Below are 25,284 nucleotides of genomic sequence, written 5' to 3'. Positions count from 1 at the left end.
CGTCGGCCCCGATCTTCCCGCATGCGGTCCAGCGTGGCCGCCGTCGTCCTGCTCGCCATCGGCAGCGCATCACTGGCGCAGTCCGTGCCGGAGGAAGGGGAAATGCCCTCGGCCGCCCTCGACCTGCCCAAGGAAATGACGATCTTTGGCAAGAGCGACCCCAATGTGCGCAAGGCGACCGCCGTGGTCAACGGCCAGATCATCACCGGCACGGACATCGATCAGCGGCTCGCGCTGATCATCACGGCGAATGGCGGCAAGGTATCGGACGAGGAAAAGGAGCGGCTGCGCGTGCAGGTGCTGCGCAACCTGATCGACGAGACGCTCCAGATTCAGGAAGCTGCCGCCAACGACATCAAGATCGACCCAGCCGAAATCCAGCAAAGCTATGAACGGGTCGCCGGCAATTTCCGCCAGACTCCGCAACAGTTCGACGCCTATCTGCGCACGCAGGGCAGTTCCGCCGCCAGCATCAAGCGGCAGATCGAAGGCGAGCTTGCATGGAGCCGCCTTTTGCGGCGCAATGTCCAGCCGTTCGTCAACGTCGGCGAGGACGAAGTGAAATCCGTCGTCGATCGCCTGAATGCGGCGAAGGGGACGGACGAGTTCCGCATCGGCGAAATCTATCTGTCGGCAACGCCCGAAAATGCTGAACAGATCAGCGCCAATGCGCGCAACATCATCGACCAGATTCGCAAGGGCGGTTCGTTCGCCGCCTATGCGCGGCAGTTTTCCGAAGCGTCGACGGCTGCGGTCGGCGGTGACCTGGGCTGGGTGCGCCCCGCGCAATTGCCCGATGAACTCGCGCAGGCAGCCGCCGAAATGCAGGTCGGCCAGATCGCGGGGCCGATCCAGGTGCCCGGCGGCATGTCGCTACTCTATGTGATGGACAAGCGCAAGGTGCTGACCGCCGATCCGCGTGACGCCCTGATGAGCCTCAAGCAATTGTCGATCGCCTTTGCCAAAGGCACCACGAAGGAACAGGCGACCGCACGCGCCGCGACCTTCGCGCAGGAAACACGGACAATCCAGGGCTGCGGTGCCGCCAACGACATCGGCCAGAAGCTGGGTGCCGATGTCGTGGACAACGACAATATCAAGGTGCGTGACTTGCCCGCGCCGCTTCAGGAAATGCTGCTCGGCCTTCAGGTTGGCCAGTCGACTCCGCCGTTCGGTTCGGTCGATGACGGCGTACGCGTGCTCGTGCTTTGCGGGCGTGACGATGCCACAGCAGCGGGCGCGCCATCAACCGAGCAGATCATGGCGCAGATGGAAGAGGAGCGCGTCAACAAGCGCGCGCGCATCTATCTGCGGGACCTTCGCCGCGATGCGGTGATCGATTACAACTGATGCCAGAGGGTCCGGCGATGTCCGACCTGCCCTTCGCCATATCGCTGGGCGACCCGGCCGGGATCGGGCCTGAAATCGTCGCCAAGGCGTGGACGATGCGGGAAGCGCGCAACTTGCCGACGTTCTTCGCGGTTGGCGATCCTGCCGCGCTAAGGGCAGTATGGAGCGGGCCACTGGCGGCGATCGACGCGCCCGATCAGGCCTGCGATGTCTTTGCGCGCGCCCTGCCCTGCCTTCAGGTGTCGGATGCCGGCGCGATTACCCCCGGCTGTGCCAGCGTCGATGGCGCCCGCGCCGCTTTGCAGGCGCTGGAGGCCAGCGTCGGTCTCGCCCGGTCGGGATCTGCGGCCGGGATCGTGACGGCACCGGTGGGCAAGACCCAGCTTTACGGTGTCGGCTTTACGCATCCGGGACAGACGGAGTTCATTGCCGAACGCTGCGGCGTGGCACCGGACAATGCGGTCATGATGCTGGCGGGGCCTTCGCTGCGTGTCGTGCCGATCACCATCCATCTGCGGCTGGCCGACGTGCCCGCAGCGCTCACCATCGACCTTATCCGTGCGCGCACCATTGCCACGGCCAAGGGGCTGCAACGCAATTTCGGGATCGCCCGTCCCCGCCTCGTCATGACGGGGCTGAACCCGCATGCGGGCGAACAGGGCGCGCTCGGCCGCGAGGAAATTGACGTCATCGCGCCTGCGGTCGCATCCTTGCGCGCGGAGGGCATAGACGTGACCGGGCCGTTCGCCGCCGATGCCCTGTTCCATGCCCGTGCCCGCAAAGCCTATGATGCATGCCTGTGCATGTATCATGATCAGGCGCTGATCCCGGTTAAGACGCTGCATTTTGACGAGGGCGTGAACATGACGCTCGGGCTGCCGATCGTCCGCACCTCGCCGGATCATGGCACGGCCTTCGGCATTGCCGGACAGGACAGCGCCAATCCCGGTGCGATGATCGCGGCCATTCGCATGGCGGGCGAGGCGGCGATGCACCGGCGGGCGGCGGACGCCGCGCAGCTTGCGCCCACGGCCTGATGCCCCATCCTGCGTTGCCGCCGCTGCGCGATGTCATCGCCGCGCACGGGCTACAGGCCAGCAAGGCGCTGGGCCAGAACTTCCTGCTGGACGAACAGTTGCTCGACCGCATCGCCGCCATTCCGGGATCGCTCGACGGCGCGCGCGTCTATGAGGTCGGCCCCGGTCCGGGCGGCCTGACACGCGCGCTGCTGCGCGCCGGAGCGCGCGTCGTCGCGGTCGAACGTGACCGCCGCTGCCTCCCCGCGCTGGCGGAACTGGATGCGGCCTTCCCCAACCAGCTAACGGTAGTGGAGGGTGACGCGATGGGCATCGATGCGCAGGCGCTGGCCGGGGACGGCGCACATGTCGTCGCCAACCTGCCCTATAATGTCGGCACGGCTCTGCTGGTCGGTTGGCTTTCCGCATCCTGGAAGCCTTGGTGGGCGTCCCTCACGCTCATGTTCCAGCAGGAAGTGGCCGAGCGGATCGTCGCGCCGCCCGACAGCGATCATTATGGACGGCTGGCGGTATTGAGCCAGTGGCGGTCAACGCCCCGGATCGCGATGAAAGTGCATCGCAGCGCCTTTACCCCGCCGCCCAAGGTCATGTCCGCCGTTGTGCATCTCACACCGGACGACGCGCCCGAAGGTGTCGCGTTCCGCCAACTGGAAAAGCTGACGGCCGCAGCGTTCGGGCAACGTCGCAAGATGCTGCGCCAAAGCCTGAAAGGGTTGCCCGGCGGGCTGGCGGCGCTGGAAGCGGCAGGCATCGACTCACAGCGCCGCGCCGAGACGCTGAGCGTGGCGGAGTTCGTGGCGGTGGCGCGGGTGTTGAGCGGGTAAAGTGAAGTAGAGTTAAAAATCTCCGTTCGTCCCGAGCGAAGTCGAGGGACAGGCCGCACGGAGCGCGCAAAGTGTCTCGACTTCGCTCGACACGAACGGAGATTTTTGCGCGTTCAAGAAAGTATATTCACGGCCGCTCGGTCGTCGGCACGACCGTCGGCACGGCGGTTACGTCCTTGGCGGTCAGAACCGTGGGCGGCGCACCCTTGTCGATCGCGGCGGAAAGCTGCGTGGCGGCGGCGCAGTCGCCCTTGCAGAGGTTGCGCACCTGCGCGAGATTTTCCCGCGCCTTGGCGACCGCGCCCTTTTCGACCATGGCCTGGCCCTGACCCGCAAGCGCCTGCACATCGGTGGGATCGAGCAGCAGCGCCTCGCGATAGTAGCGGATCGCCTTGCCCTGCAAACCTTGCTGCCGGGCGACCTGGCCCAGCGCCAGATAGGCGGCGCGATTGCGCGGATCGATGGCCAGCGCGGTTTCCAGCGCGTCGATGGCTGCGGCCTGATCCCCCGCGCCGATCGCCGCTTCCCCTTTTTTCAGCCATTCGAGCGACAGCGGCTCGATCTGCGCATCGGGGCGCTGACTGATACCGACGCTCGACGCCGTGGCGAACAGCGCGGCCAGGGCGATAGAGGCAGGGGTGAAACGCATGACAGTCTCCAGCATCGATTCCATAGGTGATGGGCGGTGATGTTCACCGGATCGCGCCATTTTGTCCATCAAGACTTTTCCAGCACCGCAAGGAAGAAGCCATCCGTGCCATCATGGCGCGGACTTAGCAACCGTCCGTGGCCCCAAAGGCGGCCTGGCGGCGTCGCCTGCGGCATGGCGCGCCAGCCGGGATGGCGGGCAAGGAAGGCATCGACCTGCCCCCTCCCCTCAGCGTCGGTCAGCGCGCAGACGGCATAGACCAGTCGGCCGCCGTCGCGCACAAGGGGCGCGGCGATGTCCAGGATGCGTGCCTGTTCCTGCACCAGCCGTGCGAGCCGATCAGGCGTCAGCCGCCAGCGCGCTTCGGGATTGCGCCGCCATGTGCCGGTGCCCGAACAGGGCGCGTCGACCAGCACCACATCAGTCTTGCCTTCATGATTGCCCAGCGCAGACGCCTCCCGACCCGGATCGAGCAAAAGGGTCTGAATGAAGCCCGCGCCCGCACGCTCGGCGCGCGGCGCAAGCCGTTGCAGCCGCGAACGCACGGTATCGGCGGCAATCAACACGCCCTGCCCCGCCATGTCCGCAGCCAGCGCGAGCGTCTTGCCGCCTGCCCCGGCACACAGATCGATGACGGTCATGCCGGGCTGCACCTCGCAGATCGCCGCGATGATCTGGCTACCGGCATCCTGCACCTCGACCAGCCCCTGATCCCACGCGTCAGACCGATCGAGCGGAAAGCCTTCGGGCAGGCGCAGCGCATCGGGCAACCCCTCTATCGGCATCGCATCGGGGAACGCTGCACGCGCCATGTCCATCGTCGCCTTCAGCCGGTTGACGCGGATGTCGAGCGGCGCCCGGTCCAGCAGGGCCGCCTGTTCCGCCCGGTCGATCAGCGGCGCGAGGCGCGGCAAGATCCATTTGGGCAATGGGCGCGCCTCTGCCACGGGTTCGTTGTCCGCGATCGGTGCCGGGCCATGCGGCGACCCGTCGAAACAGGCGGCAAGATCGGGCTGATCCCTTGCCAGCCCCAGCAGCGCAGACCGCCCGCTTTCGGGCCGTTCCCCGGCGCGGCGGATCGCATCATAGACGAGATCGCGCACCGCCTTGCGGTCCTTCGACCCCGCATAGCGGCGCGTCTTGAAATAGCGCGCGATCAGCGTGTCCGCCGCCGGGCCACCGTCGCGCGCTGCGCCGATCACCTCGTCGAGCAGATCGATGGCGGCCTGCGCCCGTGCGGCTGGGGTCATGGGGAAAACCTTTCTCTCCCCTCCCTTTCAAGGGAGGGGTTGGGGGTGGGTGGCGAGCGCAGCGAGCCTTTTGACAGTGTACTTGGCTTGCGCCAGCGATTGCTGCGCAACCGCACCCACCCCTGCCCCTCCCTTGAAAGGGAGGGGGAAATCCTATCTACCGCGTCGGATAATTGGGGGCCTCGCGGGTGATCGTCACATCGTGTACATGGCTTTCGGACAGGCCCGCATTGGTGATCTGAATGAAGCGCGCACGCTCCCGCAGGTCGCTCAGGGTGGCGCTGCCGGTATAGCCCATCGCCGCCTTCACGCCGCCGACAAGCTGATGAATGACATCCTTGGCCGGGCCCTTGAACGGCACCTGGCCTTCGATCCCTTCGGGCACCAGCTTCATCTGGTCCTTGATATCCTGCTGAAAATAACGGTCGGCGGAGCCGCGCGCCATCGCGCCAACACTGCCCATGCCGCGATAGCTCTTATAGGCGCGCCCCTGATAGAGGAATGTTTCGCCGGGCGCTTCTTCCGTTCCGGCGAGCAGCGAGCCGACCATCACGCAGCTTGCGCCCGCCGCCAGTGCCTTGGCGAGATCGCCACTGGTGCGCAGGCCCCCGTCGGCGATGACCGGAACGCCCGATTTGAACGCTTCCTCCGCTGCATCCATAACCGCCGTCAATTGGGGCACGCCAACCCCCGCGACGACACGCGTGGTGCAGATGGACCCCGGCCCGATCCCGACCTTCACACAATCTGCGCCTGCATCGATGAGCGCGCGAGTCGCCTCTGCGGTGGCGACATTGCCCGCGACGACCTGCACCGAATTGGACAGGCGCTTGATCCGTTCGACCGCCGCCGACACCTGGCGGCTGTGGCCATGCGCGGTGTCGAGGACAATCAGGTCGCATTCGGCATCGATCAGCGCCTCGGTCCGCTCATAGCCGGTGTCGCCCACGGTCGTCGCGGCGGCGACGCGCAGGCGCCCGGTCGCATCCTTGGTCGCCTGCGGATAAGTGACGGCCTTCTCGATATCCTTGACGGTAATCAGGCCGATACAGCGATAGGCCTCGTCAACGACCAGCAATTTCTCGATCCGGCGCTGATGCAGCAGCCGCCGGGCTTCGTCCTGCCCCACGCCGGGCGACACCACCGCCAGATTGTCCCTGGTCATCAGTTCGCTGACCGGTTGCTGCGGATTTTCCGCAAACCGCGTGTCGCGGTGGGTGAGAATGCCAACGAGGGTGCCGCTCGCCTCCACAACCGGAATCCCGGAAATACGATGCCGCGCCATCAGCGCCTTCGCATCGGCCAGCGTCGCGTCCGGGGTGATGGTAATCGGATTGACCACCATGCCGCTTTCAAATCGCTTCACCGCGCGCACCGCCGCTGCCTGCTGCTCTATGGTCAGGTTGCGATGAAGCACACCCATGCCGCCCAGTTGCGCCATCACGATCGCCATGTCGGCTTCCGTCACAGTATCCATGGCCGAAGACAGGACGGGGATGTTCAGGCGAATGGCCTTGGTCAGTTGCGTGCTGGTGTCGACCTGGCTCGGCATGACATCCGATTCTCCGGGTTGCAGGAGAACGTCGTCGAAGGTCAGGCCAAGGCGAATGTCCATGTAACAAGCCACTTTCTGGTGCGCCGCACGGATCGCCGGAAGGATCGGCATGGGCCATGCGCTGGGGATATGTGGCGGTCCATGTAACCATTATGCCGCCAGCGGGCTAGCCCATGGCGGCATTTTGTTGGCCGCGACACTGGCCACTAAGCGGTCGCGATTGTGGCAACAGGGCCACAGTCGACCAGATTGTTTCGATTGTAACTTTCAAGACACAAAGCGGCGATAGCGCCGCCGCTCAAGGCGAGGATGGGATCGCACAGGCCGCAAAGGCATGGCATCCGGTCGACCATTTTTCTGACCTGCGGCGGCACAGCCCGTTCAGCAGGCCTTTATCCCCATAGGAACGCTTTCATGCCGCATCTCTCCTCCGCGCGTAACGCCCTCATGCTGACCGCTGCCCTTGGCGCGCTGGCGCTGTCCACCACTGCTCAGGCGCAGGATGCCGCAGCCGACGACAACCCGCTGGGCGACATCGTGGTGACGGCCGAGCGGCGGTCGGAAAACCTTCAGAAAGTCCCGCTTTCGGTTGGCGTGGTGGCAGGCGACCAGTTGCGCGCGTTCCAGACCGGCGGCGAGGACATATTGGCATTGTCCGGCCGGGTCCCCGGCCTCTATGCCGAAACGACCACGGGCCGCATCTTTCCCCGCTTCTACATTCGCGGCCTCGGCAACATCGACTTTTATCTCGGCGCGTCGCAGCCCGTATCGATCATCCAGGATGAAGTCGTGCTGGAGCATGTCGTGCTCAAGTCCAATCCGGTGTTCGACGTTGCACAGATCGAAGTGCTGCGCGGGCCGCAAGGATCGCTGTTCGGTCGTAATACCACGGCAGGCATCATCAAGTTCGACACCATCAAGCCCAGCCTGACGCAGTTCGAAGGCCGCGCATCGGCCAGCTATGGCAGCTACAACACCGTCACCTTCGACGGCGGCGTCGGTGGCCCGCTGATCGCCGACAAGCTGGCGATCCGCGTTTCCGCGCTCTACCAGCGACGCGACGACTGGGTGGACAACACATACAGCGGCGTGAGCGCGGACGGCACCGTCGCGCCGAAAAAGAACGCCATGGGCGGCTTTGACGAGCGCGACATCCGCGTGCAGCTGCTGGCGACGCCCACCGAGCAGACCAGCTTCCTGCTGTCGGGCCATGCGCGCGATTATGAAGGCACATCGACGCTCTTCCATCGCGCCGCGCTCATCCGGGGATCGAACAGCGTCGCGGCCGACCGGCGCGACCAGATCGCCCTCGACGAGGCGCAGAACAATCCGCAGGCCTACAAGACGCAGGGCGCATCGCTGAAAGTGAGCCATGATTTCGGCCCCGTGACGCTGACGTCGATCACGGCCTACGAACATGCCTCCGGCTTCAGCCGGGGCGATACAGACGGCGGCGCGGCGGCCAATTTCCCGGTCAACGGCGTACCCAACGGCTTTGGCCAGAGCCGGGGCAACCTGCGCGATCTGGACCAGTGGACGCAGGAAGTGCGGCTGTCGAGCAACGGCGACGGGCCGTTCCGCTATCAGGTCGGCGGCATCTATTTCGATTCGCGGGATACGACCGAATTCTATCAGCGGGCGTTCTTCCTAACGACCGCGGCGCGCAACCCGAACAACTGGGTGCGCCTGCGCAATGTCAACACGAGCTGGGCGCTCTTCGGTCAGGCGAGCTATGAAATCCTGCCCGCATTCACGCTGACCGCGGGTGCGCGCATCACCGAGGATACCAAGCGCACACGCCTGCTCAAGACGGCGGATACCGCTGCGGGCGTCGTCACCTATCGCGGCCGCCGCAACGTCCGCCTGTCCGATACCAAGGCAAGCTGGGACGTCAGCGCGCTCTATGAGGCCAGCCCGGACCTCAGCCTGTATGCCCGTGTTGCCCGCGGCTTCCGTGGTCCCACCATCCAGGGACGCTCGGCAGTGTTCAACGCCGATTTCACGACCGCCGATTCCGAAACGATCCTGTCGTGGGAAGCGGGCTTCAAGAGCCAGATCGCAAGCCGCCTGCGCTTCAACGCCAGCGGCTTTTACTACACGGTCAAGGACATCCAGCTGAACGGCAATGACACCAACGGCAACGGCGTGCTGTTCAACGCCGACAAGGCCGTCGCTTATGGCATGGAAGCCGAGCTGGACTGGGCGCCGGTCGACAATCTGTCGCTCTCCGCCGGTCTCAGCCTGCTGAAAAGCGAGATCAAGGACACGCGCGTCTATGCGCAGGTCTGCGCGCTGAACGGCGTCGTGGTCTGCACCGTCGGCGATCCGACGATCACCGTGCCGGTGTTCGGCGCGCCGGCTGTCTTTGCGCAGATCGACGGCAATCCCCTGCCCAATGCGCCCGAATATAATCTGAACTTCACGGCCCGCTATGACGTGCCGCTGGGCAATGGCGGGGCGCTGTTCGCGGCGACCGACTGGAACGTGCAGGGCAAGACGCAATATGTGCTCTATTCGACCAAAGAGTTCAATTCGAACGGCAATTTCGAAGGCGGGCTGAAGATCGGCTATGCCGCGCCCGGCAACGCCTATGAGTTTTCCGTCTTTGCCCGGAACATCACCAACGAAAAGAACCTCAAGGGCGTGATCGAGAACTTCATGGCCGCCGTCTATAACGAACCCCGCGTGATCGGCGTGGCGCTGAGCGGTCGCTTCTGAGGCCGCGCTGACGTTCTTCCTGCACCGGGACCGGCCTATTGGCCAGCGCGGTCCCGGTGCAAGGAGATGGTAAGGAAGAACATGGTAAACGCGCGGCCATGCGCACCTTGTTCTGGCTATTCCTCGTCGCGGCCGCTGTCATGGCACCCTCCATCCTGATGGGGCCGGGCGTCAGCCATTCGAGCACCTATAATTTCGTGTGGACGAGCCAGTTCGGCGATGCGCTGCGCCAAGGCACGCTCTACCCCCGCTGGCTGCCGGGCAGTTTCGAGGGCATGGGGGCCCCTGTGTTCTTCTTCTATCCGCCGCTTGCCTTCTGGCTGAGCGGCGGTCTCGACGCGCTGGGCCTATCCACCGAACAGGCCATCAACGGCGCGGCGTTCGTCGTGCTGCTGCTGTCCGGCCTTGCCATGCATCACTGGCTGAAAGAGCGCAGCCAGTGGCCGCTTGCGGGCGCGATCGCCTATATGGTTGCGCCTTATCATTTGCTGGATTTCGGTGTGCGCGGCGCGCTGGCCGAGTTTGCGTCCTTCATCTGGCTGCCGCTGATCGCGCTGGGGATCGCGCGCCTGCCCGAACGGCGTGGCGTGCTGCTGCTGGGGTGCAGCTTTGCCGGCATGATCCTGACGCATCTGCCGATGGCGACGCTGACCGGCCTGTTCCTCATCGCCCCCCTTGTCGTCTGGCGGATACGATCCGACCGGACGCTGCTGCTGCCCGCCATCGGTGCGGGCCTGCTGGGTGTGGCCCTGTCCGCTTTCTACCTGCTGCCTGCCGCGATGCTGCAAGCGCATATTTCCGTAAAGGCGCTGTGGGCGCCTTATTACAACCCGGTGAACTGGCATTTCTTCTGGCACCCGGACGACACGCTGGGCAATTTGCAGATGCTGGGCCTTGGACTGATCGCGCTGAGCCTGGCGGTTCCGGCGCGTAACATCTGGACGGTACTGACCATCGTGACGGCCGTGGCGGCAATCGGGATCGTGCCATTTCTCTGGCTCATCCCGCCGCTCGACAAGGTGCAATTCCCCTGGCGGCTGCTGGGCGTGACGGAGTTTGTCGCCATCACCGCGCTGTTCACGGCGAGGGTCCGGCTGAAGCCGCTTTATCTGGCCGCGGGGGCGGCGCTGCTGATCGTCCCTTATGCGTTGCTGGCCCAATATAGCCTGATCGCGATGCAGAAGCAGCCTGACAGGGCCGCGCTGGCCACGCTGCCCGATGCCGTCGAATATGTTCCGCCGACCTACAACTATTGGCCGATCATCGACCGGCGGCGCATGCTGGACCTGCGCCAGTACAGGGACCTGCCACGCGGCACAGCCATCACCGTGGACCGCCCCGGACCCGTAACGATGGGCCGGTGGGACTTCCCGGCCTTTGCCGTGGAACATGAGGGCAAGCGCATCCCCTCCGCCGGGCCGATCCTGCATTTTGAGGCCAGCGCGCCTGGCACCTATCGCATCGTGCGCGTCTGGCTGTGGCAGGAAGTCGTGGGCGGGATATTGAGCGTGCTGGCGGTGCTGGCCGCAGCAATGCTGGCTCGGACACGCCGCGCCCGCTAAATCCCCAGCGCGTCTGCCCGTTCGATGAGCGCGCGGGCGGCATCGACGTGCATCGCCTCGATCATGCTGCCTTCGAACCGTTCCGCTCCGCCGGTGGCGGCGGCGATCAGGCGGCGGGCGTCGGCAAGCGCCTGTGCATCGGGACCAAAGAGGCTGTTCGTAACGGCAATCTGGTTGGGGTGGATCAATGTCTTGCCATCAAAGCCGAACGCGCGGCCTTCGCGACATTCCGCCGCAAGCCCTTCCCCATCGTCCAGCCGGTTGTAGACGCCGTCGAACACCGCCTTGCCGCTGGCGCGCGCGGCCAGAACGACGGTCTGCAACGCCAGCATCAGGCCGATCCGCCCGGCATCGGCGGCGATGCCCATATCCTTGCGCAGATCGTTGACGCCGACGAACAGCGCCGCCGTGCCCGCCTGCGCCGCGATGGCCGATGCCGCAATCAGGCCGCGCGCGCTTTCGATCATCGCGATCACCGGCTTTTCGGTGACGCTGGTGACATCATGCACCTGCTGCGCGCTTTCGACCTTTGGCAGGATCACATAGTCCGCCGCGCTCTGCTTCGCCGCGACCATGTCCACCCCGTGCCACGGCGTACCTTCCATATTGATGCGGATGCCGGTCAGCTTGCCGGGATAATGGGCGGCGGCCGCGGCCGTGCGCGCATCGTCCTTCTGCGCATCGGGCACGGCATCCTCGAGATCGAGGATCACCATGTCGCAATCGAGGCCGCGCGCCTTTTCCACCGCGCGCGGATTGGACGCGGGCAGGAAGAGAAGCGAACGGGCATAGGCAAGCTGCATCACATCATCCTTCAAATGCCTTCCCCGGTTAACGCTTTATCGGCATAGTCCGCAGTAGGACAGGTGGGGAGGAAGAGATTTCATGGTCACGACATTCGCACTGGCAGCCGCGCTGCTCGTCTTCATCTATCTGGGGGCGAGTATCAAGATCGTCCGGCAGGGCTATCAATATACGATCGAGCGGTTCGGCCGCTTTACCGAGGTGGCGCGGCCCGGCCTCAATTTCTATCCCGCCTTTTTCTACAATGTCGGTCGGCGGATCAACATGATGGAGCAGGTGGTCGATATTCCGGGGCAGGAAATCATCACCAAGGACAATGCCATGGTGTCGGTCGACGGCGTGGTGTTCTTTCAGGTGCTGGACGCTGCCAAGGCCGCCTATGAAGTGTCCGAACTCTATGTCGCGATCATGCAGCTGGCCACCACCAACCTGCGGACGGTGATGGGGTCGATGGACCTGGACGAGACGCTGTCCAAGCGCGACGAGATCAACGCGCGGCTGCTGTCGGTTGTCGATCATGCGACCGGAAGCTGGGGGGTCAAGATCACCCGTGTCGAGCTGAAGGACATCCGCCCGCCCGCCGACATCGTGAACGCCATGGGCCGCCAGATGAAGGCGGAGCGCGAGAAGCGCGCCAACATTCTGGATGCCGAAGGGATGCGCGCATCCGAAATCCTGAAGGCCGAGGGTGAGAAGCAGAGCCAGATATTGCAGGCCGAAGGCCGCCGGGAAGCAGCCTTCCGCGATGCCGAAGCGCGCGAGCGCGAAGCCGAGGCGGAGGCCAAGGCAACGCAGATGGTGTCCGATGCGATATCGGCAGGCAATCCGCAGGCGCTCAATTACTTCATAGCGCAGAAATATGTGGAGGCGATCAGCGGCTTTGCGACGTCGCCCAATGCCAAGACGATCCTGTTCCCGGTCGAGGCGACACAGTTGATCGGCACGCTGGGCGGCATCGGCGAGCTGGCGCGCGAGACATTCGGTGGCGGCGGTGGTGCACCGACCGTGACCGATCCGACGCCATCCGCGCCGCGCCGGCGTGGTCCGTTCGAGCAGGCCCCGTTTAATCAGGCCCCGGGCAGTCAGGGGGGCGCATGATCGATCTTGCCGCACTCGACAGCCACTGGATGTGGCTGATCCTTGCCGTGCTGTTCGGCATCGGCGAGATCGTCATTCCCGGCGTGTTTCTGCTGTGGATCGCGATCGCTGCGGCGCTGACCGGCGGCATCGCGATGCTGACCGGGATCGCCATTCCAGCGCAGATCATCCTCTTTGCCGTGCTGTGCCTGATCGCGACCTATGCGGGCAAACGCTGGTATCGCGACCATCCCGTCGCATCGCAGGACCCCCTGCTGAACGACCGCGCCGCGCGGCTGGTGGGCGAGACCGTTACCGTGGTCGAGGCGATCCGTGGCGGGCAAGGACGCGTAAAGCTGGGCGACAGCGTATGGCCGTGCCGCGGACCGGACGCTGACGAAGGAACGGTGATGCGAGTCACAGGCGTCAACGGAAACGCGCTGTTCGTCGAGTCAGTATGACGAATGGCGCAATGCGCCTGTCCCTGGACGATCGCTAAGTTGCGGAAGTTGCGGCGTTGAAGCCCGCACAAAACCGCCGATCACATCATTCAGGCCGGTGCTGCACGGCACCGCAAGCCGACGTGATTTTGAACGATGGGTATGCGGAACGGCCATGCCAGTCATTTAACCCAAATGGTTACAAAATGCAAGCGCCACGTTATGGCGATTAGCCGAACAGGCCCTTGGCCAGACCGCCAAGATCGTTCATCGGATTGCCGTCGCCATCGCGGTCCAGCAGGCCGCCGAGCTTCCCCATGATCGCTTCGGGTCCGCCCGCCTGCCCCATCAGTTCCTGAAGCTTGTCAGCGGAAACGCCGTGTGCGGCGGCGGTTTCGGCCAGCGCGGCAATGCTGGTCTTGCCCGATCCGATATCGGCCGCGATCTGCTGCATCATCGGGCCGATCGACTCGGCGGGCAGGCCCAGCTTCGTCGCCAGCGCGTCGAGATCGCCCATATTGCCCAATATGCCGTCGAAAATGCCCATGATCGCGCCTCCGCTGCTTGAAGATGCAACTTAGCAGCTTTCGCTGATATCGCGAAGCGGGTGAAAGTTTTTTTGGTTCGCGCAGAGACGCGGAGGCGCAGAGAATTATATCCAGGCGGCAAATCTCCGCGCCTCCGCGGCTCCGCGCGAACTCCTAAAAAAGTGGGGCCGGGCGTACGTGCGCCCGGCCCTCCTCTCCTAGGCTTGTTACCTTGCAGCGGTCAGGCGGCGGTCAGCGCCGCTTCCCGCACGGAGGCATCGACATGGCTTTCGAACTGCGCGAAATTGTCCACGAACTGCTTGACCAGCTTCGCCGCCGTATCGTCATAGGCCGCGCCGTCCGCCCATGTCTGGCGCGGGTCGAGGATCTTGGAATCGACGCCGGGCACCGCCACCGGCACTTCGAAACCGAAATTGGGATCGGTGCGGAAGGCGACGGCATTCAGGCTGCCGTCGAGCGCGGCATTGAGCAGCGCGCGGGTGATGCGGATCGGCATGCGGCTGCCGACACCATGCTTGCCGCCGGTCCAGCCGGTGTTGACCAGCCAGCAGGTGACGCCGCCCTTTGCAATCCGTTCCTTCAGCAGATTGCCGTAGACCGAGGGGTGACGCGGCATGAACGGCGCACCAAAGCAGGTCGAGAAAGTCGCCGTCGGCTCCGTCACCCCGATTTCGGTGCCCGCGACGCGCGCGGTGTAGCCCGACAGGAAGTGATACATGGCCTGTTCGGGCGTCAGCCGCGCGATCGGCGGCAGAACGCCATAGGCATCCGCCGTCAGGAAGATGATGTTGCGCGGCACCGGGCCGAGATTGTCGGCACTGGCATTGGGAATGAAGTCGATCGGATAGGAGCCGCGGCTGTTTTCGGCGAGGCTGTTGTCGTCGAAATCCAGCGCGCGCGTCACCGGATCCATCACGACATTTTCCAGCACCGTGCCGAACCGCTTGGTGGTCGCGAAGATTTCCGGCTCCGCCTCCGGCGAGAGGTTGATCATTTTCGCGTAGCAGCCGCCTTCGAAATTGAACACGGCGGTATCCGACCAGCCATGTTCATCGTCACCGATCAGTGTGCGGCTGGCGTCGGCGGACAGCGTCGTCTTGCCGGTGCCGGAGAGGCCGAAGAAAACGGCGGTGTCGCCGTCCGGGCCGATATTCGCCGAACAGTGCATCGGCATCACGCCCTGCGCGGGCAACAGATAGTTGAGAATACCGAACACCGACTTCTTCATTTCCCCGGCATATTTCGTGCCGCCGATCAGGATCAGCCGCTCGGTGAAATTGACGGCGATCACCGTTTCGCCGCGGCTGCCATGGCGCGCGGGATCGGCGCGGAAGCTGGGCAGGTCGATGATCGTGTAATCCGGCGTGAAGCCCGCCAGCTCTTCGGCGGCGGGCCGGACAAGCAGGGTGCGGATGAACAGATTGTGCCAGGCAAGCTCGTTGATGACGCGCACATTGACGCGATATTCCGGCTGCGATCCGCCGAACAGGTCGGCGACGTAGAGCTTGTCCTTCTCTGCCAGCGCGGCGAAGAAATCGGCCTTCAAGGCAGCGAAATGATCCGGCGTCATCGGCACGTTGGTGTTGCCCCACCAGACGGTGTTTTCGGTTTCGGCGTCGCGGACGATGAACTTGTCCTTTGCGGAACGGCCGGTGTGCGCGCCCGTCTTGACCACCAGCGGACCGTCTTTCGCCAGATGCCCTTCGCCATTGGCAAGCGCCGCCTCCACCAGCGGCGCGGTGCCGAGGTTCCAATATATTGCGGCACGGGTAGAGATGCCCTGGTCAGCCAGGATGAATGAGGATGTCGCCTGCACGCGCTTGCTCCTAAATGTCATGTCCGGCCTGAAAGGCCGTATTGTGCGCGGCGCGGCGATCTTTTCGTCGCCGCTGTCCCGCAGTGCGAATCCGCATAAGCCTTTGCCAGATAGTCGTCAAATCGCGACACCGGCCTGGTCCATGACGGGACAGCACCGCCAACTGACCTTAACCGTGCCGCCGTTGCGATCGCTGTGCCGCTTGCGAGTTTCTTGCCCCCTGCCCCGCCATCGTCTAGGCCACCTGCGTGTTTACCCATCTGGACCGCATAAGATGAGCGCAACCATTGCGTTGGTCGATGACGACCGCAATATTTTGACGTCCGTTTCCATCGCGCTCCAGGCCGAAGGCTTTATCACGCGTCTCTATTCGGATTCGGAAGGCGCATTGAAGGCGCTGACCGAAAAGCCTGCGGACTTAGCGGTTTTCGATATCAAGATGCCGAAAATGGATGGCATCGAACTGCTGCGCCGGGTGCGCGAGAAAAGCGCGATGCCGGTCATCTTCCTGACCAGCAAGACCGACGAGCTGGACGAGGCGCTGGGCCTGGCGATGGGCGCGGACGACTATATCTCCAAACCCTTCTCGCAGCGGCTGCTGATCGCGCGGATCAAGGCGATCCTGCGTCGCGCGGAGTTCGCCCGGCCCGCGACCGACAGCAGTGAACCGGCCGCCGAACCGATCGTGCGTGGAAGGCTGGAGATGGACCCGGCGCGGCATCGGGTGAAATGGAAGGGACAGGACGTGACGCTGACCGTCACCGAGTTCCTGATCCTCGAAACGCTGGCCACGCGGCCCGGCGTCGTCAAGAGCCGCAACCAGTTGATGGACGCCGCCTATCAGGACGACGTCTATGTCGACGATCGAACGATCGACAGCCATATCAAGCGGCTGCGCCGCAAGTTTCGCGAGGCCGACCCCGATTTCAACGCAATCGACACGCTTTATGGCGCCGGATACCGATTCTCCGAGGAATGAGCACAGCGACATGGCGCTCCAGTGGTCGGGGCGGCTGTCGCTGACGCGCCGCATCCTTGCGGTGAACATCTTTGCGCTTGCGCTGCTGGCAGGCGGATTTTTCTATCTCGACAGCTATCGCACGCGCATCATCGACGCCCGCCTGGAACAGTCGCTGCGCGAGCTGCAACTGCTGGGCATCGCGATGGAAAGCACCTCGCCCGACCAGCATAACCGGCTGATCGCCGCCTTCGCGCGCAAGAACGACAGCCGCATCCGGGAATATCGGCCCGACGGCGAGAAGGTCGCCGACAGCTTCAGGCTGGCAACGCCGCGCTATCAACTGCGCGATCCCGCCAGCGAAGACTGGCAGCGGCATGTCGCACGCTTTCTCGACCGGGTGGTGGACCGTATCGTCTTTGCGCCGCCGACGCCCTATTTCGCCGAACCGCGCGCCGACCGGGCGCAGGCCTGGCCCGAACTGATGGCCGCGCGACAGACCGGCCAGGGACAGGTGATGAACCGCTTCGCGCCCGATCGCACCCCGATGCTGTCCGCCGCCTTGCCCATGCGCAATGGCACAATGCTACTGGCGACGCAGAATGCGCGGGACATCACGCGCGTGGTCCGCGCCGAACGGCTCCGGCTGGGGCTGGTGCTGGCCGTCGCGCTGATGGGATCGACCTTGCTGTCGCTGTTTCTGGCGCGGACCATCGTTCTGCCACTGCGGCGGCTGGCGCGGGCGGCGGTGCGGGTGCGTCTGGGCCGGGCACGCGAGGTGACGGTGCCGCGCCTGCCCGAACGACGCGACGAAATCGGCCTGCTGGCCCGTGCGCTGTCCGACATGAGCCACGCGCTGCGCCAGCGGATCGACGCGACGGATGCCTTCGCCGCCGATGTCAGCCACGAGTTGAAGAACCCGATCGCCTCCCTCCGCTCCGCGCTCGACGGGCTGGAGCGGATCGAACAGCCCGAACTGCGCCGCCAGTTGCTCAGCATCGCCAAGGACGACGTGCGGCGGCTCGATCGGCTGGTCACCGACATAGCCGAGGCGTCACGCATCGACGCGCAGCTTTCCCGCACCCGGTTCGAGCCGGTCGATCTGGGCAAGCTGATCGAGGAGCTGATCCTGGCGCGGGAAGCGCGCGGGGTGGAACGCGACGTGCGCATCGCCTTCGCCCGGCCGCGCAAGGACGTGGCGGTGGTGATGGGCGAGGAACAGCGGCTGGCGCGCGTGCTCGAAAACCTGCTCGACAACGCGATATCCTTCTCCCCGCCGGGCGGCCTCGTTCAGATCGTGGCGACGGTCGCCAACGAGGAAGTGCTGGTCAGCGTCGAGGATGAAGGCCCCGGCGTGCCCGCCGAGGAGCGCGAGACAGTGTTTCGCCGCTTTCACAGCGTCCGGCCCGAAGGCGAGCAATTCGGCAAGCACAGCGGGCTGGGCCTCGCCATCGCGCGCAGCATCGTGGAGGGGCATCAGGGCCGCATCCGCATCGGCGATCGCGACGATGCGCAGCAGGGTGCAAGTTTCATCGTCCATCTGCCGATGGCACAGGCCGCCGATCCCGGCATGGCGTCGGAATAGCGCAATCCTATGGTCGAGACGATCCATGCCACCTGCATTGTCATCGACGACCGGGGCATTTTGCTGACCGGACCGAGCGGCAGCGGCAAGTCCGACCTGGCCTTGCGGCTGATCCATGACGGCGCGATGCTGCTGAGCGACGATTACACACAGGTGCGGCGCGATGGCGACCAGTTGATCGCGCGTGCGCCCGAAACGATCGAGGGCCGCATGGAAGTGCGCGGCATCGGGATCGTCGAGATGCCGCATTGCCCCGCCGCGCCGGTGGCGCTGATCCTGGACCTTGCAACGCCGCCGGACCGGATGCCGGGGACGCTTGCGACACGCGCGATCGCGGGTATAGCCGTGCCCGTGCTGCCCTTCGCGCCGTTTGAAGCGAGCGCGCCACGCAAAGTCAGGCTTGCGCTTGCCGCCTTCGGACTGGCAACAGGGACGCATGACGCCGAACCCGCACCCTAAGAGCATCCTGCTCGTTTCCGGCCTGTCCGGCGCGGGCAAGACGACGGCGCTCAAGACGCTGGAGGACATGGGCTGGGAAGTGGTGGACAATCTGCCGCTGCTGCTGCTCGACCGGCTGCTCGACACGCCCCTGCCCGCCGGGCACGGCGCGGCGGACCGGCCGCTCGCCATCGGCATCGACGCGCGCACCCGCGGATTCGATGCCAACGCCATCGTCCAGCGGATCAAGGCACTGCGCGACAGCCATGGCCACGACATTGAAACCCTGTTCCTCGATTGCAGCGGTGCGGAGTTGGAACGCCGCTTTTCCGAGACGCGACGGCGGCACCCGCTGGCGCAGGACCGGCATGCCGCCGACGGCATCGCCCGCGAACGCGAAATGCTGGAGCCGTTGCACCGCTGGTCCACCAACGTCGTCGATACGACCACCTTCAACAGCAACAGCCTGCAACAGGATATCCGCAGCCGCTACAGCCTGGAGCGCCTGTCCGATCCGGTGCTGACCATCCTGTCCTTCGGCTTTTCCCGCGGGCTGCCGCGCAATGCCGATCTGGTGTTCGACATGCGGTTTCTGCGTAACCCGCATTGGGAGCCCGCCTTGCGCCCGCGCACCGGGCAGGATGCCGATGTGGCCGCCTATATCGCGCAGGACCCGGCCTATGAAAGCGCCGTCGGGCAGATCGAAACGCTGCTCAAGACACTGCTTCCGCGCTATGCCGAGGAAGGCAAGGCCTATGTTACCGTCGCCTTCGGTTGTACCGGGGGGAGACACCGGTCGGTGCATGTTGCCGAACGTGTCGCCGCAGCCTTGCGTCAGGCAGGATTTTCGCCCACGGTCTCGCACCGCAACATGGAATCGGCGCCCCAGGATGCCCTGGAGAAGCGCCGGGCCGCGGCGCCGGACACATAAAATGACGCTAAAGGGCTGCAAAACTCTATGATCGGACTGGTTCTGGTGACGCATGGCCGACTGGCGAGCGAGTTTGTCGTCGCGATGGAGCATGTGGTCGGTCCGCAGCAGGCGATCGAGACGATCTGCATCGGCCCCGATGACGACATGGAATTGCGCCGCGCCGACATCGCATCCGCCGTGGACAAGGTGAACGACGGCAGCGGTGTCATCCTGCTGACCGACCTGTTCGGCGGCACGCCTTCAAACCTCGCCATTTCGCTGCTGAAGGCAGGCGAGATCGAAGTGATCGCGGGCATCAACCTGCCCATGCTGATCCGCCTGGAAAGCGCGCGCAAGGCGATGGACGTGCGCGCCGCCGTAGCCGCCGCGCGCGAGGCGGGGCAGAAATATATCAGCGTCGCTTCCGAATTGCTGGGCAGCACATCATGAGCGCCGCGAGCCGCGAGGTTCTCATCACCAACCGGCGCGGCCTGCATGCGCGCGCCAGCGCCAAGTTCGTGACCATCGCCAGCAGCCTGCCCGCGCAGATCACCGTGGCCAAGGACGGATCGGAAGTAACCGGCACGTCGATCATGGGCCTCATGATGCTGGGCGCCGCGATGGGCGACAGCATCGTCATCAGCGCGGCCGGCGACGGCGCGGAGGAATCGCTGGGCAAGCTGGTCAGCCTGGTCGAGGACAAGTTCGGCGAGGAGTGAGCTACTCTTCGCCGTTCGCCCCGCGCTTGTCGAAGGGTTCGCCTGAGCGTAAGCGAAGGCATTAACGCCTCACTATGTTCGGCTGAGGGTTTTGACTGTGCTCAGCCCGAACGGATTTTCCCGGAGCGTCTTATTTGTCCCGTGAAATAACCGGATTTTCCAATCCGCTGGTGAAGCGGGTGCGATCCTTGCGGGAGAAGAAGTTCCGCAAGGCCGAGGGACTGTTTCTGGCCGAGGGGCTGCGCATCCTGACCGAGGCGCGCGATGCGGGCGTACTGCCCGAAATGCTGTTCCATGCCGGATCGGACCATCCGCTTGCCCGCGCGCTGATCGCGGCGATGGAGGCGGCAGGCGGCGACGTGATCGAGACGACGCCCGACATCCTGGCCAAGATCAGCGGCAAGGATAATCCGCAGGCCGTCGTCGGCGTGTATCGCGACCGGCTGACCCCGCTTGATACGATAGACCGGGCCAGCACCGACATTTGGATCGTCGCGCAGTCGCTGCGCGATCCCGGCAATCTGGGCACGATATTGCGCACCGGCGATGCGGTGGGCGCAGGCGGGTTGATCCTGATCGACGATTGCGTCGATCCCTTCTCCGTCGAGGCGGTGCGGGCGAGCATGGGCGCGCTGTTCACGCAGAAGATCGCGACCGCGCGCTGGGACGATTTCGTGGCGTGGCTGCGGAAAGGGCCGGGCCAACTGGTCGGCACCAGCCTCAACACCGACAAGGACTATCAGGAACCCGACTACCAAAGCCCGACATTCCTGCTGGTCGGCAACGAGGCGCAGGGGTTGCCGGAGAGCTATGAAGCACAATGCGACCTACTGGTGAAAATGCCGATGCTGGGCAAGGCCGACAGCCTGAATGTCGCGGTCGCGACGGCGGTGATGGCCTATGAAATACTGAACCAGAAGCGGCGGCGCGGATGAGCGGTCTTGCGGCCATGCGGGCCCACAAGCGGGTGCTGGGCGCGAGCCTGATCGGCACGGCCGTCGAGTTCTACGATTTCTATATCTATGCCACGGCGGCGAGCCTGGTCTTCGGATCGCTCTTCTTTCCCAAGACGTCGGAGTCGGCGCAGTTGATGGCGTCCTATGCCACATTCGCCCTCGCCTTTTTCGCGCGGCCGATGGGGGCAGCGGTGTTCGGCCATTATGGCGACCGGATCGGGCGCAAGGCGACTCTGGTATCCTCGCTGATGCTGATGGGGGGATCGACGCTGCTGATTGCGTTTCTGCCCACCTATCAGTCGATCGGCTGGGTCGCGCCGCTGCTTTTGTGCATCCTGCGTTTCGGCCAAGGGTTCGGCCTGGGCGGCGAATGGGGCGGCGCGGCATTGCTGGCGGTGGAAAATGCGCCGCCGGGCTGGCGCGCGCGCTTCGGCATGTTTCCGCAGCTTGGTGCACCCGTCGGCTTTCTGGCGGCAAACGGGATGTTCCTGATATTGGGCGCGGTGCTGAGCGAGGCGCAGTTCATGGCATGGGGATGGCGCCTGCCGTTCCTGGCCAGCGCGATCCTTGTCATCCTGGGTCTGTGGGTGCGCCTGACCCTGACCGAGACGCGCGAGTTCGCCGCCGCGCAGAAGGCTGCGCCGCCGCCGGCCCTGCCGATCGCGACGCTGCTGCGCGATCATCTGCGCAGCGCGATCGCGGGCACGTTCGCGGTCGTCGCCTGTTTCGCAATCTTCTACATCGCGACGGCCTTTGCGCTGGGATATGGCACGAAGACGCTCAACATTCCGCGCGAGACGTTCCTGGGGCTGCAACTGGGTGCGATCCTGTTCATGGCACTGGGCATCATTTTGTCGGGATATTGGGCGGACCGGCGCAGCCCCGGCTTCGTGCTGGTGGCGGGCTGCATCGGGACGATCCCGATGGGGCTGATCTTCGGCACCGCGATGGGCAGCGGCTCGCTGATCGCGATTTTCCTTATCCTGTCGCTGGCGCTGTTCCTGATGGGGTTCGTCTATGGGCCGCTGGGCGCGTTCCTGCCTGCGCTGTTCCCGACGCAGTTGCGCTATACCGGTGCGTCCTTCGGCTTCAATCTGGGCGGGATCATCGGCGGGGCGATGGCGCCGATCGTGGCGCAATATCTGGTCGATACACGCGGGATTGCGACCGTGGGGCTGTATATGTCGGCGGCGGCAGGGCTGAGTTTGCTGGGGCTGGCGGGGCGGCGGAAAGACACTGTTGCGGCATAGTTGCCAGCGGGCGACCGTGCGCTAAAATATCTTTTCGGATCAGGGGGACGATATGCGCAGGCATTTGACGACATGGGCATTTCTGGCGAGTGCGGCGCTGATCGCAGGCGCAATGCCTGCGGTGGCGCAAACGGGATTACGCGCGACCGAGGAACTGCGGCCCGCCGTGCCGCCTGTCCTCCCCCTGCGCGAGCAGGCGCGCATCCGCGATGGCTGGCTCAAGGAGCGGCTCGACACGATCGTGCCCGCGCTGATGCGCGAGCAGGGCATCGACATGTGGGTGCTGGTCGCGCGCGAATATATGGAGGATACGGTCGTCGCGACGATGCTGGATGCGCAATCGATGAGCGCGCGGCGGCGCACGATCCTGATGTTCTACGATCCTGGCGCGGGCAAGCCGGTCGAGCGGCTGACGGTCAGCCGCTATGGGCTGGCGGGCCTGTTTCCTTCAGCCTGGACACCCGAGACACAGCCCGACCAGTGGAAGCGGCTGGCCGAACTGATCGCGGCGCGTGACCCGAAGAAGATCGCGCTCAACATTTCGCCGCTGACGGCGTTCGGCGACGGGCTGACACATGGGCAATATCTGGATCTGACGGCCGCGCTGCCCCCTGCCCTGCGGACGCGGATCGTATCGGGCGAGGAACTGGCGGTCGGCTGGCTCGAAACCCGCATTCCGGCGGAGATGGCGCTCTATCCCCAGATCGTGCGGACGGCCCATGCGATCATGGCGGAGGGCATGTCGGACGCCGTCATCACGCCGGGCAAGACCACCGCCGATGACGTGATGTGGTGGTATCGCGAGCGTATCGCGGGGCTGAAACTCGACACCTGGTTCCAGCCTTCCGTCCATATATTCCGCAAGGGGGAAAAGAGCGATCTTGACGGCGATGTCGTGATCCAGCCGGGCGACATGCTGTGGACCGATTTCGGCATCACCTACATGGGCCTCAACACCGACACCCAGCATCTTGCCTATGTGCTGAAGCCCGGCGAGACCGACGCGCCCGCCGGGCTGCGCGCAGGGATGGCGGCGGCGAACCGGGTGATGGACATGCTGACGGCCAGCTTTCGCACCGGCCTGACCGGCAACCAGATGCTGGCGGCGGCACGCGAAAAGGCGCTGGCGGCGGGTCTGTCGCCCAATATCTATTCGCACCCCATCGGCTATCATGGCCATGCGGCGGGCAGCGCCATCGGCTTCTGGGACAACCAGATGCCCGGCCCGTCGGGCAACCATGCGCTGCGCCCGAACACCGCCTGGTCGATCGAACTGTCCAACACCGCAACTGTCCCGGAATGGGACAATCAAGCCGTGGTGTTCCGCCGCGAGGAAGATGCCTTTTTCGACGGAAAGACGGTGCAGTATATCGACGGACGGCAGACGGCATTCCACCTGATCGGCGGGCGATAATCAGCAGCGGGCGACGTCGCCATCCTGTTCGATCTCGCGCTCCTGAAGCACTTCCTCCAGATTGTGGAGCGGATGCGGGGGCGCGAAGCGCAGGATCGCAAAGCCGACGATGGCGGACAGGATCGACCCCATCAATATGCCGATCTTGGCCTCTTCCACCAGCAGCGGGGCGCCGGGAAAGGCAAGGCCGCCGATGAACAGGCTCATGGTAAAGCCGATGCCGCAGAGCATCGCGACGCCGTAGACCTGCAACCATGTGGCGCCGCGCGGGCGCGCGCCAAGGCCGAGTTTGACGGCAATGGCGACGCTGAGGAATATGCCGATCTGCTTGCCCAGGAACAGGCCGGCAGCGATGCCAATCGGCAAGGGCGCGAAAATCTCCGCCCAGCTCAACCCGCCGAGCGTCACGCCCGCATTGGCGAAGCCGAACAAGGGCACCACCAGATAGGCGCTGAGCGGGTGCAGCGCATGTTCGAGGATGTGGAGCGGGCTGTCGTCGGCATCCGGCGCGCCCGGCGTCCGGCGGATCGGCACCGTGAAGGCAGCCAGCACCCCGGCGATGGTGGCATGCACGCCCGACAGCAGCACCGCATACCAGAGCAGCGCAAAGCCGATCAGATAGACCGGCAGCGACCGGACGCCCATGCGGTTGAGGCTGAACATGACGCCCAGGATCACGGCCGCCGCGAGCAGCGCCATGACGTCCAGCCCCTGCGTATAGACGATCGCAATGATCGCGACCGCGCCCATATCGTCGACGATCGCGACGGTCATCAGGAACAGCTTGAGCGATGTCGGCGCGCGTTTGCCGAGCAAAGCCAGCACGCCGATCGCAAAGGCGATGTCGGTCGCCGCCGGGATCGCCCAGCCGTTGGTCGCAGCGGGATCGCCGCGAACGGCCGCGAGATAGACCATAGCGGGTATCAGCATGCCCGCGGCGGCGGCAATCATCGGCAGGCGGCGGGCGTTCCAGTTGGCAAGGCGTCCGTCCACGAACTCACGCTTGATCTCCAGCCCGACCAGCAGGAAGAACAGCGCCATCAGCCCGTCGTTGATCCACAAATGCACGGTCATCGCCCCGAGTTTCGGGGTAAGCACAGGCCCCGTCACCATGTGAACGAGGTGATGATAGCCTTCGGCCACTGCGGATGGGCCATTGGCCGCGATCATCGCCAGCGCCGCCGCGACCATCAGCAGAACGCCGCCGCCGGCTTCGCTCGACAGAAAATCGCGCAGGGCAGATCGGTTGCGCCGTTGCGCCATGGCGGGCCTCCCTTGCCAGTGTGTGCGTGCCACTGCCTCTAGCGGTCATGCGATGCCGGCGTCAAATCGATACGGACATGCTTGCAATCTCTTGCAAATCCTTACGATTGAGACACTATCACGGTTAATGCCAAAGGCCGAACGGGGGGACATTCCAT

At 64.9% G+C, this 25,284-nt stretch carries 23 protein-coding genes; 16 read left to right on the top strand and 7 right to left on the bottom strand.

What is annotated here, in order from left to right; all coding sequences use genetic code 11:
- Nucleotides 1-21 precede the first annotated feature (21 nt).
- Genes ENE74_RS08460 through rsmA form a run of 3 tightly spaced genes read left to right on the top strand, consistent with a single transcriptional unit; the run spans nucleotide 22 to nucleotide 3,211 of the window.
- Nucleotides 22-1,350, top strand: coding sequence for a peptidylprolyl isomerase (locus ENE74_RS08460; protein WP_420902573.1), 1,329 nt, complete (start codon nucleotides 22-24; stop codon nucleotides 1,348-1,350).
- 17 nt (nucleotides 1,351-1,367) lie between these two features.
- Nucleotides 1,368-2,387: a 4-hydroxythreonine-4-phosphate dehydrogenase PdxA gene (gene pdxA, locus ENE74_RS08455; protein WP_127690404.1), complete on the top strand. Its 1,020-nt coding sequence runs from the start codon at nucleotides 1,368-1,370 to the stop codon at nucleotides 2,385-2,387.
- On the top strand, nucleotides 2,387-3,211 hold the full coding sequence (gene rsmA, locus ENE74_RS08450) for a 16S rRNA (adenine(1518)-N(6)/adenine(1519)-N(6))-dimethyltransferase RsmA (protein WP_127690403.1): 825 nt from the start codon (nucleotides 2,387-2,389) through the stop codon (nucleotides 3,209-3,211). Before pdxA ends, rsmA begins: the two co-directional genes overlap by 1 nt.
- A 127-nt stretch (nucleotides 3,212-3,338) precedes the next feature.
- Here the strand turns inward: rsmA and ENE74_RS08445 are convergent, their stop codons facing one another.
- From ENE74_RS08445 to guaB, 3 genes are all read right to left on the bottom strand, one after another.
- Nucleotides 3,339-3,860 (bottom strand): tetratricopeptide repeat protein, encoded by a 522-nt coding sequence (locus ENE74_RS08445; protein ID WP_127690402.1) that lies wholly within the window; start codon nucleotides 3,858-3,860, stop codon nucleotides 3,339-3,341.
- Nucleotides 3,861-3,928: 68 nt separating this feature from the next.
- Nucleotides 3,929-5,110, bottom strand: coding sequence for an RsmB/NOP family class I SAM-dependent RNA methyltransferase (locus ENE74_RS08440; protein ID WP_127690401.1), 1,182 nt, complete (start codon nucleotides 5,108-5,110; stop codon nucleotides 3,929-3,931).
- A gap of 157 nt (nucleotides 5,111-5,267) precedes the next feature.
- A complete protein-coding gene (gene guaB, locus ENE74_RS08435; RefSeq protein ID WP_127690642.1) occupies nucleotides 5,268-6,725 on the bottom strand; it encodes an IMP dehydrogenase in 1,458 nt (485 codons plus the stop codon).
- Between the two features lie 354 nt (nucleotides 6,726-7,079).
- On the opposite strand from guaB, the gene ENE74_RS08430 reads away from it, so the two are divergent.
- Nucleotides 7,080-9,383 carry a TonB-dependent receptor gene (locus tag ENE74_RS08430; protein ID WP_127690400.1) on the top strand — a complete coding sequence of 768 codons (2,304 nt, stop codon included), beginning with the start codon at nucleotides 7,080-7,082 and terminating at the stop codon, nucleotides 9,381-9,383.
- Nucleotides 9,384-9,481: 98 nt separating this feature from the next.
- On the top strand, nucleotides 9,482-10,945 hold the full coding sequence (locus ENE74_RS08425; RefSeq protein WP_127690399.1) for a glycosyltransferase family protein: 1,464 nt from the start codon (nucleotides 9,482-9,484) through the stop codon (nucleotides 10,943-10,945).
- Here ENE74_RS08425 and ENE74_RS08420 read toward each other — a convergent pair.
- Nucleotides 10,942-11,748 (bottom strand): HpcH/HpaI aldolase/citrate lyase family protein, encoded by an 807-nt coding sequence (locus tag ENE74_RS08420; RefSeq protein ID WP_127690641.1) that lies wholly within the window; start codon nucleotides 11,746-11,748, stop codon nucleotides 10,942-10,944. The two genes, ENE74_RS08425 and ENE74_RS08420, sit on opposite strands and share 4 nt — an antisense overlap.
- Nucleotides 11,749-11,830: 82 nt before the next feature.
- Here ENE74_RS08420 and ENE74_RS08415 point away from each other — a divergent pair, with 82 nt between their 5' ends.
- Both ENE74_RS08415 and ENE74_RS08410 read left to right on the top strand, forming a co-directional pair.
- Entirely contained in the window at nucleotides 11,831-12,847 is a 1,017-nt protein-coding gene (locus ENE74_RS08415; protein ID WP_127690398.1) for an SPFH domain-containing protein, read from the top strand.
- Complete coding sequence (locus tag ENE74_RS08410; protein ID WP_127690397.1) at nucleotides 12,844-13,287, top strand: NfeD family protein; 444 nt, start codon at nucleotides 12,844-12,846, stop codon at nucleotides 13,285-13,287. The genes ENE74_RS08415 and ENE74_RS08410 overlap by 4 nt, the downstream gene beginning before the upstream one ends.
- Before the next feature lie 208 nt (nucleotides 13,288-13,495).
- Here ENE74_RS08410 and ENE74_RS08405 read toward each other — a convergent pair whose 3' ends face one another.
- Both ENE74_RS08405 and ENE74_RS08400 read right to left on the bottom strand, forming a co-directional pair.
- Complete coding sequence (locus tag ENE74_RS08405; protein ID WP_127690396.1) at nucleotides 13,496-13,813, bottom strand: hypothetical protein; 318 nt, start codon at nucleotides 13,811-13,813, stop codon at nucleotides 13,496-13,498.
- Nucleotides 13,814-14,034: 221 nt separating this feature from the next.
- Entirely contained in the window at nucleotides 14,035-15,630 is a 1,596-nt protein-coding gene (locus tag ENE74_RS08400) for a phosphoenolpyruvate carboxykinase (protein WP_127690640.1), read from the bottom strand.
- A gap of 274 nt (nucleotides 15,631-15,904) precedes the next feature.
- On the opposite strand from ENE74_RS08400, the gene ENE74_RS08395 reads away from it, so the two are divergent.
- The 9 genes from ENE74_RS08395 (at nucleotide 15,905) to ENE74_RS08355 (ending at nucleotide 23,863) form a co-directional block, all read left to right on the top strand.
- Nucleotides 15,905-16,609: a response regulator transcription factor gene (locus tag ENE74_RS08395; protein ID WP_127690395.1), complete on the top strand. Its 705-nt coding sequence runs from the start codon at nucleotides 15,905-15,907 to the stop codon at nucleotides 16,607-16,609.
- A complete protein-coding gene (locus tag ENE74_RS08390) occupies nucleotides 16,578-18,173 on the top strand; it encodes a sensor histidine kinase (protein WP_127690394.1) in 1,596 nt (531 codons plus the stop codon). The genes ENE74_RS08395 and ENE74_RS08390 overlap by 32 nt, the downstream gene beginning before the upstream one ends.
- Before the next feature lie 9 nt (nucleotides 18,174-18,182).
- Entirely contained in the window at nucleotides 18,183-18,632 is a 450-nt protein-coding gene (locus tag ENE74_RS08385; RefSeq protein ID WP_127690393.1) for an HPr kinase/phosphorylase, read from the top strand.
- Nucleotides 18,610-19,542, top strand: a complete 933-nt coding sequence (rapZ, locus tag ENE74_RS08380) for an RNase adapter RapZ (RefSeq protein ID WP_127690392.1) — start codon at nucleotides 18,610-18,612, stop codon at nucleotides 19,540-19,542. The genes ENE74_RS08385 and rapZ overlap by 23 nt, the downstream gene beginning before the upstream one ends.
- 27 nt (nucleotides 19,543-19,569) lie before the next feature.
- Entirely contained in the window at nucleotides 19,570-19,974 is a 405-nt protein-coding gene (locus ENE74_RS08375) for a PTS sugar transporter subunit IIA (RefSeq protein WP_127690391.1), read from the top strand.
- Nucleotides 19,971-20,243, top strand: a complete 273-nt coding sequence (locus tag ENE74_RS08370; protein WP_127690390.1) for an HPr family phosphocarrier protein — start codon at nucleotides 19,971-19,973, stop codon at nucleotides 20,241-20,243. Before ENE74_RS08375 ends, ENE74_RS08370 begins: the two co-directional genes overlap by 4 nt.
- Before the next feature lie 134 nt (nucleotides 20,244-20,377).
- Nucleotides 20,378-21,178, top strand: coding sequence for a TrmH family RNA methyltransferase (locus ENE74_RS08365; RefSeq protein WP_127690389.1), 801 nt, complete (start codon nucleotides 20,378-20,380; stop codon nucleotides 21,176-21,178).
- A complete protein-coding gene (locus ENE74_RS08360) occupies nucleotides 21,175-22,449 on the top strand; it encodes an MFS transporter (protein ID WP_206517669.1) in 1,275 nt (424 codons plus the stop codon). Before ENE74_RS08365 ends, ENE74_RS08360 begins: the two co-directional genes overlap by 4 nt.
- 52 nt (nucleotides 22,450-22,501) lie before the next feature.
- Complete coding sequence (locus ENE74_RS08355) at nucleotides 22,502-23,863, top strand: M24 family metallopeptidase (RefSeq protein ID WP_127690388.1); 1,362 nt, start codon at nucleotides 22,502-22,504, stop codon at nucleotides 23,861-23,863.
- Here the strand turns inward: ENE74_RS08355 and nhaA are convergent, their stop codons facing one another.
- A complete protein-coding gene (gene nhaA / locus ENE74_RS08350) occupies nucleotides 23,864-25,126 on the bottom strand; it encodes a Na+/H+ antiporter NhaA (protein ID WP_127690387.1) in 1,263 nt (420 codons plus the stop codon).
- Nucleotides 25,127-25,284 lie beyond the last annotated feature (158 nt).

It is taken from the genome of Sphingobium algorifonticola (genome assembly GCF_004005485.1).
Classification (GTDB): domain Bacteria; phylum Pseudomonadota; class Alphaproteobacteria; order Sphingomonadales; family Sphingomonadaceae; genus Sphingobium; species Sphingobium algorifonticola.
Note: the sequence above shows the minus strand (reverse complement) of the source record. Positions and strands in the feature narration are given on the sequence as shown.

Bases quoted from the DNA above. Each gene is read 5' to 3' on its own strand.
- ENE74_RS08460 (WP_420902573.1), top strand. From the start codon at position 22: ATGCGGTCCAGCGTGGCCGCCGTCGTCCTGCTCGCCATCGGCAGCGCA.
- pdxA (WP_127690404.1), top strand. From the start codon at position 1,368: ATGTCCGACCTGCCCTTCGCCATATCGCTGGGCGACCCGGCCGGGATC.
- rsmA (WP_127690403.1), top strand. From the start codon at position 2,387: ATGCCCCATCCTGCGTTGCCGCCGCTGCGCGATGTCATCGCCGCGCAC.
- ENE74_RS08445 (WP_127690402.1), bottom strand. From the start codon at position 3,860: ATGCGTTTCACCCCTGCCTCTATCGCCCTGGCCGCGCTGTTCGCCACG.
- ENE74_RS08440 (WP_127690401.1), bottom strand. From the start codon at position 5,110: ATGACCCCAGCCGCACGGGCGCAGGCCGCCATCGATCTGCTCGACGAG.
- guaB (WP_127690642.1), bottom strand. From the start codon at position 6,725: ATGGACATTCGCCTTGGCCTGACCTTCGACGACGTTCTCCTGCAACCC.
- ENE74_RS08430 (WP_127690400.1), top strand. From the start codon at position 7,080: ATGCCGCATCTCTCCTCCGCGCGTAACGCCCTCATGCTGACCGCTGCC.
- ENE74_RS08425 (WP_127690399.1), top strand. From the start codon at position 9,482: ATGCGCACCTTGTTCTGGCTATTCCTCGTCGCGGCCGCTGTCATGGCA.
- ENE74_RS08420 (WP_127690641.1), bottom strand. From the start codon at position 11,748: ATGCAGCTTGCCTATGCCCGTTCGCTTCTCTTCCTGCCCGCGTCCAAT.
- ENE74_RS08415 (WP_127690398.1), top strand. From the start codon at position 11,831: ATGGTCACGACATTCGCACTGGCAGCCGCGCTGCTCGTCTTCATCTAT.
- ENE74_RS08410 (WP_127690397.1), top strand. From the start codon at position 12,844: ATGATCGATCTTGCCGCACTCGACAGCCACTGGATGTGGCTGATCCTT.
- ENE74_RS08405 (WP_127690396.1), bottom strand. From the start codon at position 13,813: ATGGGCATTTTCGACGGCATATTGGGCAATATGGGCGATCTCGACGCG.
- ENE74_RS08395 (WP_127690395.1), top strand. From the start codon at position 15,905: ATGAGCGCAACCATTGCGTTGGTCGATGACGACCGCAATATTTTGACG.
- ENE74_RS08390 (WP_127690394.1), top strand. From the start codon at position 16,578: ATGGCGCCGGATACCGATTCTCCGAGGAATGAGCACAGCGACATGGCG.
- ENE74_RS08385 (WP_127690393.1), top strand. From the start codon at position 18,183: ATGGTCGAGACGATCCATGCCACCTGCATTGTCATCGACGACCGGGGC.
- rapZ (WP_127690392.1), top strand. From the start codon at position 18,610: ATGACGCCGAACCCGCACCCTAAGAGCATCCTGCTCGTTTCCGGCCTG.
- ENE74_RS08375 (WP_127690391.1), top strand. From the start codon at position 19,570: ATGATCGGACTGGTTCTGGTGACGCATGGCCGACTGGCGAGCGAGTTT.
- ENE74_RS08370 (WP_127690390.1), top strand. From the start codon at position 19,971: ATGAGCGCCGCGAGCCGCGAGGTTCTCATCACCAACCGGCGCGGCCTG.
- ENE74_RS08360 (WP_206517669.1), top strand. From the start codon at position 21,175: ATGAGCGGTCTTGCGGCCATGCGGGCCCACAAGCGGGTGCTGGGCGCG.
- ENE74_RS08355 (WP_127690388.1), top strand. From the start codon at position 22,502: ATGCGCAGGCATTTGACGACATGGGCATTTCTGGCGAGTGCGGCGCTG.
- nhaA (WP_127690387.1), bottom strand. From the start codon at position 25,126: ATGGCGCAACGGCGCAACCGATCTGCCCTGCGCGATTTTCTGTCGAGC.